Here is a 14,717-nt window from a genome sequence, read left to right as displayed (position 1 = left end):
GAGTCGGGACTGCCCATTGAGCCGGTGTACGGGCCGGATGCCCTGGCTGGGTGGGACCCGGCGGTGAAGCTGGGCGAGCCGGGTGGGTATCCGTTCACGCGGGGTGTGTATCGGTCGATGTACACGGGGCGTCCGTGGACGATGCGGCAGTATGCGGGGTTCGGGACGGCGGTGGAGTCGAATGCCCGTTACAAGCAGTTGATCGCGAACGGGACGATGGGGTTGTCGGTGGCGTTCGATCTGCCGACGCAGATGGGGCATGACTCGGACGCGCCGATTGCTCATGGTGAGGTGGGCAAGGTGGGGGTGGCGATCGACTCGGTCGATGACATGCGGGTGCTGTTCGACGGGATTCCGCTGGACCGGGTGTCGACGTCGATGACGATCAACGCTCCCGCGGCGTTGCTGCTGCTGTTGTATCAGCTGGTGGCGGAGGAGCAGGGGGTCAGCGCGGAGAAGCTGACGGGGACGATCCAGAACGATGTGCTGAAGGAGTACATCGCGCGGGGTACGTATATTTTTCCGCCGAAGCCGTCGCTGCGTCTGATCGCGGACATCTTCCAGTACTGCCGGGCGGAGATCCCGAAGTGGAACACGATCTCGATCTCGGGCTATCACATGGCGGAGGCGGGTGCGTCGCCGGCGCAGGAGATCGCGTTCACGCTCGCGGACGGGATCGAGTACGTGCGCACGGCGGTCGCGGCGGGGATGGACGTGGACGACTTCGCTCCGCGGTTGTCGTTCTTCTTCGTGGCGCGCACGACGTTCCTGGAGGAGGTGGCGAAGTTCCGGGCTGCGCGCCGGATCTGGGCGCGGGTGATGCGGGAGGAGTTCGGGGCGAAGAACCCGAAGTCGTGGATGCTGCGTTTCCATACGCAGACGGCCGGGGTGCAGCTGACGGCGCAGCAGCCGGAGGTGAATCTGGTGCGGGTGGCGGTGCAGGGGCTGGGCGCGGTGCTGGGCGGGACGCAGTCGCTGCACACGAACTCGTTCGACGAGGCGATCGCGCTGCCGACGGACAAGTCGGCGCGTCTGGCGTTGCGGACGCAGCAGGTGCTGGCGTATGAGACGGATGTGACGGCGACGGTCGATCCGTTCGCCGGCAGCTATGTGATCGAGAAGATGACCGATGACGTGGAGGCGGCGGCTCTGGAGCTGATGGGGAAGGTCGAGGACCTGGGCGGCGCGGTCAGCGCGATCGAGCACGGTTTCCAGAAGAACGAGATCGAGCGTTCCGCCTACCGCATCGCCCAGGAGACCGACTCCGGCGAACGTGTCGTGGTCGGTGTGAACCGTTTCCAGCTCGATGAGGAAGAGCCCTACGAGCCCCTGCGCGTCGACCCGGCCATCGAGGCCCAGCAGGCCGCCCGCCTGGCCAGGCTCCGCGCCGAACGCGACCAGCAGGCGGTCGACGCCGCCCTGGCCGAGCTGAAGAAGGCCGCCGAAGGCACCGACAACGTCCTCTACCCCATGAAAGACGCCCTCAAAGCCCGCGCCACCGTCGGCGAAGTCTGCAACGCCCTCCGCGACGTCTGGGGCACCTACGTCCCCACCGACGCCTTCTGACGGGATGGTCCGGGTGCCGCGCCGGACGCGTGCCGGCCGTCGTCTCGTCCTGTGAAATCCCGAAGGTGAGTGTCGTACCCCCGTGCGACACTCACCTTCATGTTCGGCGTCATCGACCTGCCCACCTACCTCGCGGGCCTCGTCCTGATCATCCTGCTGCCCGGTCCCAACTCCCTGTACGTCCTCTCCGCCGCCGCCCGCCGCGGCGTGCGCGCCGGGTACACCGCGGCGGCCGGGGTCTGGTGCGGGGACACGGTGCTGATGACGCTGTCTGCGGCCGGTGTCGCCTCCCTGCTGCAGACGAACGCCCTGCTGTTCGGGATCGTGAAATACGCGGGCGCCGGATATCTGACGTGGCTGGCCATCGGCATGCTGCGCGCCGCCTGGGCGATGTGGCGCACGCGCCGGGAGCAGGCGGTGGGCGACGCCGCGGCCACGGTCACGGCCACCGACGAACGGCCCTTCCGCCGTGCTCTGGTCATCAGCCTGATCAACCCCAAGGCGATCCTGTTCTTCATCGCCTTCTTCGTGCAGTTCGTCGACCCGGCGTACGCCTACCCCGCCCTGTCCTTCGTCGTCCTCGGCACCCTCGCCCAGCTCGCCAGCTTCCTCTACCTCAGCGCGCTGATATTCGGCGGCACGCGGCTGGCCGCCGCCTTCCGCCGCCGCAAGCGGCTCTCCGCGGGGGCGACATCGGCCGCCGGTGCGCTGTTCCTCGGCTTCGCGGTGAAGCTGTCGCTGGCAAGCGCGTAGCTTGACCCTCACACCGTGTGAGGCCGTGTCGTAGGAGTCGTCATGTTCACCATCGGAGACTTCGCCCGACACGGCCGTGTGTCCGTCCGCATGCTGCGGCACTACGACGCCATCGGCCTGCTGCGGCCCGCGCACGTCGACCCGTACAGCGGCTACCGGTTCTATGAGGCCGGGCAACTGGCGCGGCTCAACCGCGTCATCGCCCTCAAGGACCTCGGGTTCACACTCGACCAGGTGCGGTCGATCGTGGACGACGAGGTGGGCGCCGACGAGCTGCGCGGCATGCTGCGGCTGCGGCAGGCCGAGCTGGAGGCGGCGATGGCCGAGGCGGCGGCACGGCTGGGCCAGGTCGCGGCGAGGCTCCGGGCCATCGAGAGCGAGGGACACATGTCCACGCAGGACGTCGTCGTCAAGAGCATCCCCGCCGTACGGGTCGCCGAGCTCAGCGGCATCGCCGCGAGCTACGCGCCCGCCGACATCGGCCCCGTCATCACGCCCCTCTACGACGAGCTGTGCGCCCGTCTCACCGCCGCCGGGCTCACCGGCTTCGGGCCGGGCATCGCGTACTACGAGGACGCCCCGGCGGGCGACGGCACGATCGTCGTCCACGCCGGCATGGCCGTACCGCCGGGCGTCACGGCCGTACCGGACGTCGACCTCGTCGACCTGCCCCCGGTCGAGCGGGCGGCGACCGCCATCCACCGGGGGCCCATGAGCGAGGTGCTGCCCACCGCCCAGGGCCTCGCCGCGTGGATCGACGCCAACGGCCACCGCTCCGCCGGCTACGCCCGCGAGCTGTACCTGGAGTGCCCGGACGACCGGGCGGAGTGGGTGACCGAACTCCAGGAGCCGGTCACCGGCGCCGCCTAGCCGGCGGGTTCAGGGCCCTGCGCTTCAGGCGGCGGGCCTCCCGCACCACGCGCCGCACCGCGCGGTTGCGGGGGAGCGGGAGGCCTCCCGGGAGACCCAGGACCGTCAGGCGGCGGCGCTTGAAGTAGCGGGCGAGGAAGGCGGGCGGGCAGCTCTTCAGATACCGCTCGGCCGCCTCCCGCAGGTCCGGGCGGAGCTGCGGCTGCATCGCGAAGCCGACCGCCGCCACCAGGTCCGTGACGTCACCGACCGGCTCCGGCTCGTACGACGTCGACTCCAGGTCCGGGAGCAGCGCGTCCGCCAGGGTCACCGGCACGCGGTTGCTGTTCTGGTACGGCGCGAGGCGCTCCAGCAGCAGGCCGGTGCCGACCCGGGCCACGGGGATGCCGTAGAAGCGGCTCGCCGTGAACAGCGCCGTCGAGAAGCAGCCCACCACCAGCTCGGGCCGCATCCGCCGGTACACGACCTCCGCCGGCAGCGGCTCCTCCAGCACGGTCAGCTCGGCGCCCAGCCCCTGCGCCGCCCGCTCCAGCGTCCGCGACCACGACGCCGGGGCGACCGGGTGCGGCTTGAACACCAGGCGCCGGTGGCCGCGCGCGACCGCGCCCCGCACCATCCGCAGGTGCAGGGCCTCCTCCTCGTCGGCGGTGAGGATGTCCAGGGCCGACAGATACTGGCCCAGCAGCAGCGCGCCGCCCTCGCGCAGCGCGCCGCCCTCGCGTACGCAGCGCAGTGGGCCCGCCGCCTCCGCTTCCGCCTCCGCCAGCTCGTCCACCACCTTCGTGAACGCCCCCGCCGGCACCGCCTCCGCCACCGCCCCGAACTCGCCGAGCAGCAGCGGCCGCAGCCCCGGCACCAGGTCCAGGTGCAGGACGCGGCGCACCCGCTCGCCCACCAGCGCGTCCAGCCGGTTCCGCGTCGGGCCGTACGTCATCAGCCCGTCCGCGTACACCGTCAGCGGCGCGTCCTGGAACAGTTGCGCCAGCGCCAGGGCCGGGGCCACCTGGAGCGACTCCACGACCAGCTCGACCCGCTCGCCCGGCCCGATGCCCCACAGCAGCCGCAGGTACCGCTCCCACAGCGGTACGTCGTCGGGGCGCGGCGACCAGCCGCCCGGGTGGAGCGGCGCGATCGCCTCGTTCCACGACAGCACCGCGTCGAACCGGCGCCCCGCGCGCAGCCGCTCGAAGCCGGGCATCCGGTCGAGCGACGGCGTCGTCTCCGGCACCGCCGCGTTGTTCGACACCAGCAGCACGCGCCGCTCGGCGGGCGGTAGGCACCCGCTGTCCAGCGCGGCGGCGAGCGTGACCGCCCCGTACAGACTGGAGGCGTACAGCACCTGCACGGTCACGCCCCCACCCCCGCGGAACCGGATCCCACGGAACCGCCCCCCGCCGCGGCCGGACGCCGGCGCAGCCTGCGCAGCACCGCCGAGCGGTCCGCGTCCATCGCGTCCAGAGCCTCCCGGAGCACGTCCTGCGGCATCCGTCGCAGCGCCGCCGCGCTCATCGCCCGGAGTTTCCGCGCGACCGGCGGTTCGAAACGCTCGATCGACCCCATGTGGTGGGCGATGATCGCGCAATACGTCCGTACCGCTTTCGGCAGAAACCGGTCCGCGTCATCCCCGTCGGATGCCGTTTCTTCGATCACCTGGTCGAAAGCCCGGATGAAATCGAGCTGACGCATGTCGCCGATCTGTGTGAGAGAGGTGGAAATTCCGCGCCGGTAGAAGATTCCGAGCGTGCTCACCGCCGCGAAGGAATCCGCCTCACGGTGCAGCCGCCAGATCCACGGACGATCCTCGGCCGTCCGCAGCCCGTCCGTGAAGTGCAGCAGTCCGCGCTCCACGAGCCGCCGGTGGTACATCCCCGCCCAGGCGTACGGATAGTCGACCGACGTCGTCCGGTGCGCCGGCAGGATCGCGTCCCGAGGCCGCAGCACCTCACCGCGCCGCCCCACCGGGACCCGCCGCACACTCCGCTCGCGGCCCGTGCACCGCACATGGTCCGTACGGACGAAGTCGCACCCCAACTCCTCTATCGCATCGAGTAGTTGAGGCAGATGCCCGGGTGCCAGCCAGTCGTCCCCGTCCAGGAACGCCAGGTACTCGCCGCGCGCCGCGTCGATCCCGGTGTTGCGGGCGGTCGCGAGCCCGCCGTTGCGTTCGTGCCGGAGCAGCACGGCGCCGGGGACCTCCCGTACGGCCCGTTCCAGGATCTCCGGCGTACCGTCCGTCGAACAGTCGTCGACGAGCAGGAACTCGAAATCGTCGCGGGCGTTGGCGCGCAGGCTTCTGAGGGTGTCGGGCGCGTATCTCTGCACATTGAAGAACGGCACGACGACGGAGAGCTTGACCACGTACGGGACGCTAGGCCGCGCGGCGCGCATTCGCCCTGTCCGGGGGTGGGATGCCCGATGAACAATGAGCGGCGCGCTCCTTAACCGGACGGCGTCCAGGCGCTGTTCATCTTTTGTTGCGGTCGAGTTGGGCCATGAAGCGGAATGCCTTCCTAACGTCCTCGCCGTGCCCTCGCTCACGTATCGGATCGCGGTTGTCGCGGACTCCGACACCCGATGGAAATGGGGCGCGCTGACGGCGCGCCGCATCGCCCGGCCCGACGCCCGCACCGACGATCCGCGCCCCGGCTCCCGCACCGGCTCCCGCGCCGGCACCCCCGATGCGGCCTCCGATGCGGCCCCCGACATCACCGGCTTCGCCCTGCGCGGCCGCGCGACCCCGACAGCCCGCCAGCTCGCCGAGACCGGCACCGGCCTCGGGACCCCGCGCGAGGTCACGGGCGCCGAATTCCTGCGCGCCGTACGGGACGAGGGGTACGACGTCGTCGTCCTCGCCCTCGTCGGCGGCACGGTGCAGGCGGTGCTGCACGGGCTGGCCGGCATGGCGCTGCGGCGCCGCCCGGTGACCGTCACCGGCTACGTCGGCGTCGTGTACGAGAAGCTCGCGGACGGGCTGCTGCTGCGGCACGGCGCGGACGTCGTCCTCGCCAACTCGCCGTACGACGCGCGGCGGTTCCGCGCCGTGTACGAGGGCGTGGGCGCCGACCCGTCGGCCGTCGTCGAGGCGGCGCTGCCGTTCCTCGGCGGGGCGCCCTACCGGCCCGCACCGGGGCGGGACACCGTCGTGTTCGCCGCGCAGCCCTCCGTACCGGCGTCGCGGGCCGACCGCCTGTACCTGCTGCGGCGGCTGGCCGGGCACGCCCGGCTGCACCCGGAGCGGGACGTCGTGCTGAAGCTGCGCTCCAAGCCGGGCGAGCACACCACGCACATCGAGGAACTCCCGTACCAGAAGCTCGCCCGCGGCATGCCGCTCCCGCCCAACCTGCGCCTCGCGTACGGGCACATGGGCGCCGTCCTGGACCGTACGGACCTGCTCGTCACCGTCTCGTCGACGGCCGCCCTGGAGTCCCTGCACCGCGGCGTGCCGACGGCGGTCCTCACCGACCTGGGCGTCCGCGAGGCGCTCGGCAACCACCACTTCATCGGCTCGGGCCTGCTCACCTCCTGGGACCGGCTCGACACCGGCCACCGCCCCGAGCCCGACCCGGACTGGCTGGCCGACCAGGGCGTCGGCGACGCGCCGTCGTTCGAGGCGGCGCGGGCGCGGGTCGAGGAACTCCTGAAGCAGGACGAGCTGCCGCCCGTCGCCCCGTACTACACGCCGTCCACGGCCCCCGGCTACCTGCCGGGCGTCCTGGCCCGCCACCGCCTGGACGCGCCGCCCGGGACGGAACCACGAGGCGTACGAGGCGCGCTGCGCACCGCCGTACGGGAGACGGCACGCGGCGCGTACCGCCACGGCGTCCAGCGCATGGCGCCGCTGATCCGACGGCTGGGGGACCTGTGACCGCGACACACGGGCGGCGAACCGTCCTGGCGGTGATCCCCGCGAGGGGCGGCTCCAAGGGCGTCCCCGGCAAGAACCTGGCCCCGGTGGGCGGCGTCCCGCTGGTCGCCCGCGCGGTCCGCGCCTGCCGCGCCGCCCGCCACGTCACGCACGTCGCCGTGTCGACGGACGACCCGGCCGTCGCGGCCGTGGCCCGTGCGGCGGGCGCGGAGGTCGTGGACCGCCCCGCGTCCCTGTCGGGCGACACGGCCACGAGCGAGGCGGCCGTCCTGCACGCCCTGGACACCCACGAGTCCCGCCACGGCCAGGCCCCGGACGTGGTCCTCCTGGTCCAGTGCACGAGCCCGTTCCTCACGGCGGACGACGTGGACGCGGTGGCGTCGGAGATCCTCACCGGCACAGCCGACACATCCCTGACAGCAGCCCCGTTCCACGGCTTCATCTGGCGCCCGAACCACTGTTCCGCTGTGGAGCCTGCCGCCGCTTCCGTGGGTGCGGGTGCGGCCACGCCGCCGGTCGACCGCCGTTTCGCTGTGGGCATGCGTTCCGCCAAGGGCGATGGGGGTCCCCCCTGCTCGAGCGAAGCCGAGAGCTTGGGGGAGGGTGGGCACAGCGGAACGGCCCCCGCCGAAGGGACCCCCGCCCCCACCACGGACCCGCACCCGCCCACCCCGCCCCAGGCCCCGCCCCCAGCGGCCCCGCCCCACGGCGCCGCGCCCGCCGCGCCCGACGCACAAGGCGTCAACCACGACAAGACCCGCCGCCCCCGCCGCCAGGACCGCCCAGCGGAACTCCTGGAGACGGGCGCCGCCTACGCCATGGACGTCGCGGGCTTCCGCCACCACCGGCACCGCTTCTTCGGCGTCACCACCCTCGTCCCCACGGACCCCGCCCGCGTCCTGGAGATCGACGACCCGCACGACCTCGCCCGCGCCCGGGCCCTGGCCCCCCTCCTCGACCCCACCGACACCCCCACCCGCCGCGACGTCGACGCCGTGGTCCTCGACTTCGACGGCACCCAGACCGACGACCGCGTCCTCATCGACGCCGACGGCCGCGAAATGGTCGCCGTCCACCGCGGCGACGGCCTCGGCGTCGCCGCGCTCCGCCGCGCCGGCCTCCACCTGCTGATCCTCTCCACCGAGCGCAACGCCGTCGTCGCCGCCCGCGCCCGCAAGCTCCACGTCCCCGTGCTGCACGGCATCGACCGCAAGGACGCCGCGCTCAAGCACTGGTGCGAGGAGTACGGCATCGACCTCCAGCGCGTGCTCTACGCCGGCAACGACGTCAACGACCTGCCCTGCCTCGCCCTCGTCGGCTGGCCCGTCGCCGTGGCGGACGCCCAGGACGCCGTACGCGCAGCCGCCCGCGCCGTCACCACCGCGCGGGGCGGCGCGGGCGCCATCCGCGAGATCGCCGGCTGGCTCCTGGGCCCCACCCTCACCACCCCGCCCCGCTCCCCGCAAGGAAAGTGACCATGAACAACCTGCTGAACACAAGCACCACGAGCACCAGCCCCACCATCAGCCCCACCACCCGCACCCTCGGCCACGGCACCGTCGGCGCGGACCAGCCGGTCTACGTCACCGGCGAGATCGGCATCAACCACAACGGCGACCTCGACATCGCCGTCGCCCTCATCGACGCCGCCGCCGACGCGGGCTGCGACGCCGTGAAGTTCCAGAAGCGCACTCCCGAGATCTGCACCCCGCGCGACCAGTGGGACGTCGAGCGCGACACCCCCTGGGGCCGTATGGCGTACATCGACTACCGCCACCGCGTGGAGTTCGGCGAGACCGAGTACCGCGCCATCGACGAGCACTGCCGCGCCCGCGGCATCGACTGGTTCGCGTCCCCGTGGGACACCGAGGCCGTGGCCTTCCTGGAGAAGTTCGACGTACCGGCCCACAAGATCGCCTCGGCGTCGCTCACGGACGACGAACTGCTCCGCACGGTCCGCGCCACCGGCCGCACCGTGATCCTGTCCACCGGCATGTCCACGCCGCAGCAGATCCGGCACGCCGTCGAGGTACTCGGCTCCGAGAACATCCTGCTCTGCCACGCCACCTCCACGTACCCCGCCCGCGCCGAGGAGCTGAACCTCCGCGTGATCGAGTCCCTGCGCCGCGACTACCCGAACGTCCCGATCGGCTACAGCGGCCACGAGACCGGCCTCCAGACCACCCTCGCCGCCGTGGCGCTCGGCGCGGTCTTCGTCGAGCGGCACATCACGCTGGACCGCGCCATGTGGGGCTCCGACCAGGCCGCGTCCGTCGAGCCGCAGGGCCTCACCCGCCTCGTACGGGACATCCGCACCATCGAGACGGCGCTCGGCGACGGCGTGAAGAAGGTCTACGACTCCGAACTGGCCCCCATGAAGAAGCTCCGCAGGGTCCTGGCGCCGGCATGACCCACACCCTCCACCTGGCCTTCGTCGAGAGTCCCGTCCAGGTCCTGAACGTCCTGGAGTGGGTGCACGCACGGAGCCACGCGCCGACGGACCTCACCCTCGTGGTCCTCCCGCCCACGGACCCCATGTCGCGCGGCCAGCTCCGGCGCATGGCGGGCCTGGCGCGGGACGAGGGCGTCACCGTCCGGTGGCACGAGGCGCGCGGCCGGGAGGGCTCCCCGGTGCGGACGCTCCGCGATCTGGCGCCGCTGCTGCGCGCCGCGGAGCACGTCCTGGTGGGCGACCCGTTCTCGCGCTACGTGCAGCTCCTGCTGGGCCTCTTCGGACCGCCCAGCCTCACGGTCGTCGACGACGGCACCGCCACCATGGAGTTCGCCGCGCAGCTGGCCCGCGGCGAGCGCCTGGTGCGCTGGCACCGGCGCGGCAGCCGCAGCCCCCGCGAACTGGCCCTCGCCCCGGTCACCACCCTGGCCCGCCGCCGCCTCACCCCCGGCCGCCGCCGCACGGTCGAGATCTTCACCGCCCTCCCGGTGGAGCCGCCCCCGGGCACCGAGGTCACCCGCAACGCCTTCGACTGGACCCGCGCCCGGTTCGGCCCGCCCCGCCTCACGCGCGGCGCCGACCTGGTGGGCACGTCCCTGGTCGAGACGGGCGTGGTCGACCCGGACCGGTACGTGGCGGCGGTCGAGGCGCTGGCCGCGGCGCACGGCGTCACCCGCTACTTCGCGCACCGCCGCGAGAGCGCCCCCAAGCTGCACCGCATCGCCACGGAGACGGGCCTGGAGATCGTCCGCCCCGAGCTCCCGCTGGAGCTGATCGCCCGGCGCGGCCCGACCGGCCGTACGGTGCTGAGCTTCCCGTCCACGGTCGTGCACACCCTTCCGGCGGCCCTGGCGGGCACCGGCGTCACGATCACCGTCTGCGACATCGCGCCGGAGTGGCTCCGCTCGGGCGCGCCGCCCCGGGCACGCGGTTTCCTCGCGGCGGTCGCGGAGACGGCACGCTCGGCCCACGGCCTGTCACTGACAGCAGCGTAAACGACTGTTAACCCACGCGCACCGGGAGCTCACCGAAGATCAAAACAAGTGCCAAATCGCGTGAGCTTACCCACTCCGGACCCGCCTCAAGCCCGCTCAGCCTGGTTTCTTTCCCCTATCGGGCTGAAGTTTTGTAGATCACACGTCAGTTGAGGGGTAAAGACGCCTACCCTTTGATGGGTGAACAAGCTGATGTCCCGCGAGCCCGAAGCCGACGTTCCCGGCGAAACGCCCCTCCTCGGTACGCTGCCGGAGTCACTCCGTACCGAGCTGATCGCCTTCCGCCGGGATTTGCACATGCACCCCGAGCTCGGCAACCAGGAGTTTCGCACCACCGCCGCGCTCAAGGCCCGGCTGGAGGCCGGCGGCCTCCGTCCCCGGGTCCTCCCCGGCGGCACCGGGCTCACCTGCGACATCGGTACGTGGGACGGTCACCGCCCCATGCTCGCGATCCGCGCCGACATCGACGCCCTGCCGATCCCGGACACCAAGGTGGACTGCGCGTACCGCTCCACCGTCCCGGACCGCGCCCACGCCTGCGGCCACGACGTCCACACGACCACGGTCCTGGGCACGGGCCTGGTCCTGGCGGACCTCCACCGCCAGGGACTGCTCCCGCGCCCCGTCCGCCTGATCTTCCAGCCGGCGGAGGAGGTCCTGCCCGGCGGCGCGGTCGACGCGGTCGACGCGGGCGTCCTGGACGGCGTGGGCAAGATCATCGCCGTGCACTGCGACCCGCGCGTCGACGCCGGCAAGATCGGCCTCCGCGTGGGCCCCATCACCTCCGCGTGCGACCGCCTGGAGGTCACCCTCGACGGCCCCGGCGGCCACACGGCCCGCCCGCACCTGACGACGGACCTGGTGACCGCCGTGGCCCGCGTGGCGACGGACGTCCCGGCGCTCCTGGCCCGTCGCGTCGACGCCCGCAGCGGCCTGGTCCTGACCTGGGGCCGCATCGAAGCCGGCCACGCCCCGAACGTGATCCCCCAGCACGCCCAGCTCGGCGGCACGGTCCGCTGCCTCGACCTGGCCGCCTGGCGCGACGCGCCGGACCAGGTGTACGCGGCGATCGACGAGGTCGCGACCCTGTACGGCGCGAAGTCCCAGATCAACTACGTCCGCGGCGTACCGCCGGTCGTCAACGACCCGGTGGTGGCGGAGCTCCTCCGCGAGTCCATGGAACGCCGCTGCGGCCCGTACTCGGTGGAGGACACCGAGCAGTCGCTCGGCGGCGAGGACTTCTCCTGGTACCTGGAACACGTCCCCGGCGCCATGGCCCGCCTGGGCGTCCGCCGCCCCGGCGACCCCACCCAGCTGGACCTCCACCGAGGCAACTTCGACGTGGACGAGGCGGCGATCAAGGTGGGCGTGGAACTGTTCACCGCCGCGGCACTGATCGACGCGGGCCCCCCGGCGTAACCCGTACGCGGCACACGGCGCCCCCGGAGCCAACGCGAGGCCCCGCCCTCCACACGCGTGGACGGCGGGGCCTCGTCGTACCCGGCGAGCGAGCGGTCACCCGCCCACTCCCTCACTCTCACTCACCAGTGACTGATGCCCATGGTGTCGGCCGCGTCGTGGACGGCCTTGTAGTGCTCCTGCGACATGCGCGACTTCTTCTGCTTGTCCGGGAGTCCCGCGTCCATCTCCCGGAACTCGTCCCGCGCCTCGCGCAGCAGATCCTGCCCCTGTGCGACGGGCACGTCGGGCTTGTCGTGCACGGGGTGCGACTTCCTCGCGGACTGGCTACCGGCGTTCGCGAGGATGCTCCGTGCCTGGTTGTAGTCCCGGGCCCTGACGGTCCTCACGTTGAGCTGCGTCCCACTCATGTACGAGTCCTCCTCGAAGCTCGAAACGGGTGCTCGGGTACCGCGCCGCGCCGCGCTCAGGGGCGGAACTCGTCCACCCCGCATGCGATCACGTAGGCGCGCCGGTCCAGCGGATTGCCCGTGATCGTGGTGGGGGTCTGGAACTCGATGGTGAAGCCCTGGTTCTCCCCGTGTTCCTCGACCTTGGTGCACTTGTAGTCGTATCCGCCGCCGCCCAGCCGGATACCGAAGAGGGAGATCCCCACGCTGGCCTGGTGGCGCAGCTCCTCCGTTTTCTTGCTCATCGAGCCGCTCTCGTACTTGATCTTGATGCTCGGGAAGCGGCTGACCGCCAGGCACTGCAGGACGCCGAGGCCCGCGCTCGGGTAGGGGCTGAGCACCCAGCCGCTGTCCTGGGGGTTCTTCCCGTTCTTGAGAGCGTCGACGATGGGGGCACTCTCGTACCAGCCGGCCTGTGTGTCCTGACTGTACGGGGTCGGCTTCATATGGACGGCGGTCACGCCCTTGTACTCGACCTCGACGGTGCAGTCGACGCGTTGCGAGTTGAGCTCGTGGAGGGAGTAGTTGACGGAGCCCTCGGCCTCGATGCCGATCACCCCGAGCACCGAGACCGACCCGCCGGCCTGTCCCTCGATCTTCAAGTCGACTGTCGTTTCCTGGAAGTTGGAGAAGTCCATGCGGACGGTGAAGCCCTTGTCCGCCTGGAGGGCCTCATGGATGGCGGCCGGCTCGTCATTGACCGTGAAGCCGACGTGGTACGCCTGGTTCAGCTTGTCGTCCTCCGTGAGCACCCCGCCGTTGTCCTTGCTGGGATTCTTGGTGTTGTACCGCAGGTTGGAGAGCAGCGACTCCTTGGCGAACCCCGTGTTGATCAGCCCGGAGACCGGCAGGAGACCCGTGAGGTACCGGGCGATGATGGGGATGAGCGGCTTGGCCGACGCGGGGCAGTCGGGCAGGTGCCGTTCGAGATCTTGCAGGACCTTCCGGTCCAGCTGCAGCCCCTTCTGCCCCGCCCATTCATGGACCAGCTTGTAGGACGCGATGTAGTCGATCTTCGTGTCGACGTGGGCCGTTTCCATCTGCTGCTGTGTGATCTCGCGGTAGATGCCCTCGTAGGCCCTGACCAGTTCGGTCCCCGTCTCCTTCACCTGCTCCTGGGCTTCCCTCATCCTCCGCTTGTCCTCGTCGGACATCCGGTATCCGAGTGCGTCCAGATAGCCGACGTAGTCGTTGGCGAGCGGGTCGCCGAACTCCATGAACCCGTTGTCGTCTCCCTTGTCCGGCCCCTCCGTCACGTTCTGGTTGATGTACTCCCAGGTCCGGAGGTAGAGGTAGTTGTTCTCCGTGCGGTGCCAGTAGGGGAAGTAGCCGCTGCCGCCCACGTTGACGGGGAGCAGGTCCGGCTTGCCGAGCGTGCTCTTCGCGGCCTCCGCCGCCGCCTTGAGGTACGCGAGGGGGGCGGTGGAGGGGATCTTGACCTTCTTCATCTTTTCGTTCCTTTTTCGACCGGGAGTTCGATGAATTCCGGAATTCCGCCACGACCACGGGACGGTGGCTCCGGATGTCGGGAAGTAACCCGCACGACTCTCCACACGGATGTTCTGCCGGCGTACTGGGCGTGCGTCATGGGCCGTTTCGTGTCGGCCGCGTGTGATTCCATGGCTCTTTCATGCCTGTGGAATATTTCGCACGCATATCAAGGCACATTTGTTCAACGCCAGCAAACATGAACGGCCAATCGAGGGAACGGGGGTGTCGCGATCACCGAAGTGGAGGCCCACCCCATCCATTCGGCGGATATGCGCATTCCCGTACGTTTGTTCCACAAAGGAACAGCGACGCCCCCCGGGCCTCAGGCGAGCCCCGGGGGGTATCAGCGCGTGCGCACGGCTCAGTGGCAGGCGCAGGCGCAGAGGATCGAGAAGGCCGGCCGCTCGTCAGGACCGGGCTCGTCGGAGTCGTGCACCTCCATCGGGTGACAGAAGGAGTGCTCGCTCGTCTCGCACTCCAGCGTTCGCCCGGACTCTCTGGCAGCCGCGATGATCTGGTCTCCCGTCATCGCGCACCTCCAAAAAGATCAAGTACATCCGGCAGCGGCGGAAAGTGCGGCGCGCACTCGGGACAGGCGTAGACGTTGAAGCCGGGCCCGGAGTTCTGGTGGACCTCGGAGACGACCACGGGCGCGGCCGTGACCCGGTCACAGCGCACGCACATCCGGACCGGCTTCCGTGCCGGAATCGGCTCGCTCGCCAGACCGCCCCCGCCCCGTGCGGGACCCGGGTGTCCAGATCGGCGAGCCGCCGCCCCTGCTGCTGAGCCCGCCGCTCATGTTCCGCCAGGTACGGGCGGACGAGGACCGTGTCACGCCCGTCGAGCGGCCCGTACAG

13 protein-coding genes are annotated in these 14,717 nt (G+C 71.2%); 8 read left to right on the top strand and 5 right to left on the bottom strand.

Features of this window, described 5'->3' with window-relative positions; all coding sequences use genetic code 11:
• From HTZ82_RS24375 to HTZ82_RS24365, 3 genes are all read left to right on the top strand, one after another.
• A partial coding sequence (locus HTZ82_RS24375) for a methylmalonyl-CoA mutase (protein ID WP_175411568.1) occupies positions 1–1,566 on the top strand: 1,566 nt, incomplete at its 5' end.
• 99 nt (positions 1,567–1,665) lie between these two features.
• On the top strand, positions 1,666–2,319 hold the full coding sequence (leuE, locus tag HTZ82_RS24370) for a leucine efflux protein LeuE (protein ID WP_175411567.1): 654 nt from the start codon (positions 1,666–1,668) through the stop codon (positions 2,317–2,319).
• 42 nt (positions 2,320–2,361) lie between these two features.
• Entirely contained in the window at positions 2,362–3,189 is an 828-nt protein-coding gene (locus HTZ82_RS24365) for a MerR family transcriptional regulator (protein ID WP_175411566.1), read from the top strand.
• Here the strand turns inward: HTZ82_RS24365 and HTZ82_RS24360 are convergent.
• Together HTZ82_RS24360 and HTZ82_RS24355 are read right to left on the bottom strand one after the other, a co-directional pair.
• A complete protein-coding gene (locus HTZ82_RS24360) occupies positions 3,173–4,540 on the bottom strand; it encodes a polysialyltransferase family glycosyltransferase (protein ID WP_175411565.1) in 1,368 nt (455 codons plus the stop codon). The two genes, HTZ82_RS24365 and HTZ82_RS24360, sit on opposite strands and share 17 nt — an antisense overlap.
• Entirely contained in the window at positions 4,537–5,547 is a 1,011-nt protein-coding gene (locus tag HTZ82_RS24355) for a glycosyltransferase family 2 protein (protein WP_175411564.1), read from the bottom strand. Before HTZ82_RS24355 ends, HTZ82_RS24360 begins: the two co-directional genes overlap by 4 nt.
• Positions 5,548–5,611: 64 nt before the next feature.
• On the opposite strand from HTZ82_RS24355, the gene HTZ82_RS24350 reads away from it, so the two are divergent.
• From HTZ82_RS24350 to HTZ82_RS24330, 5 genes are all read left to right on the top strand, one after another.
• Positions 5,612–7,054: a DUF6716 putative glycosyltransferase gene (locus HTZ82_RS24350; RefSeq protein WP_375540858.1), complete on the top strand. Its 1,443-nt coding sequence runs from the start codon at positions 5,612–5,614 to the stop codon at positions 7,052–7,054.
• Between the two features lie 32 nt (positions 7,055–7,086).
• Complete coding sequence (locus HTZ82_RS24345) at positions 7,087–8,529, top strand: cytidylyltransferase domain-containing protein (RefSeq protein ID WP_375540857.1); 1,443 nt, start codon at positions 7,087–7,089, stop codon at positions 8,527–8,529.
• A gap of 2 nt (positions 8,530–8,531) precedes the next feature.
• The gene (locus tag HTZ82_RS24340) at positions 8,532–9,464 is read left to right on the top strand and encodes an N-acetylneuraminate synthase family protein (protein ID WP_175411561.1); all 933 of its coding nucleotides are present in this window, start codon (positions 8,532–8,534) and stop codon (positions 9,462–9,464) included.
• The gene (locus HTZ82_RS24335) at positions 9,461–10,501 is read left to right on the top strand and encodes a hypothetical protein (protein ID WP_175411560.1); all 1,041 of its coding nucleotides are present in this window, start codon (positions 9,461–9,463) and stop codon (positions 10,499–10,501) included. Before HTZ82_RS24340 ends, HTZ82_RS24335 begins: the two co-directional genes overlap by 4 nt.
• 192 nt (positions 10,502–10,693) lie before the next feature.
• Positions 10,694–11,920, top strand: a complete 1,227-nt coding sequence (locus HTZ82_RS24330) for an amidohydrolase (protein WP_175411569.1) — start codon at positions 10,694–10,696, stop codon at positions 11,918–11,920.
• A gap of 122 nt (positions 11,921–12,042) precedes the next feature.
• Here HTZ82_RS24330 and HTZ82_RS24325 read toward each other — a convergent pair whose 3' ends face one another.
• The 3 genes from HTZ82_RS24325 to HTZ82_RS24315 form a co-directional block, all read right to left on the bottom strand.
• A complete protein-coding gene (locus tag HTZ82_RS24325; protein ID WP_175411559.1) occupies positions 12,043–12,330 on the bottom strand; it encodes a hypothetical protein in 288 nt (95 codons plus the stop codon).
• A 56-nt stretch (positions 12,331–12,386) separates the two neighbouring features.
• Positions 12,387–13,817 (bottom strand): hypothetical protein, encoded by a 1,431-nt coding sequence (locus HTZ82_RS24320; RefSeq protein ID WP_175411558.1) that lies wholly within the window; start codon positions 13,815–13,817, stop codon positions 12,387–12,389.
• Between the two features lie 404 nt (positions 13,818–14,221).
• Positions 14,222–14,389 (bottom strand): hypothetical protein, encoded by a 168-nt coding sequence (locus tag HTZ82_RS24315; protein ID WP_175411557.1) that lies wholly within the window; start codon positions 14,387–14,389, stop codon positions 14,222–14,224.
• Positions 14,390–14,717 lie beyond the last annotated feature (328 nt).

The organism is Streptomyces sp. TRM64462, assembly GCF_013362995.1.
In the GTDB taxonomy this organism is placed as follows: Bacteria; Actinomycetota; Actinomycetes; order Streptomycetales; family Streptomycetaceae; genus Streptomyces.
The sequence above is the reverse complement of the archived record's forward strand: the minus strand, read 5'-3'. Positions and strand labels throughout refer to the sequence as shown.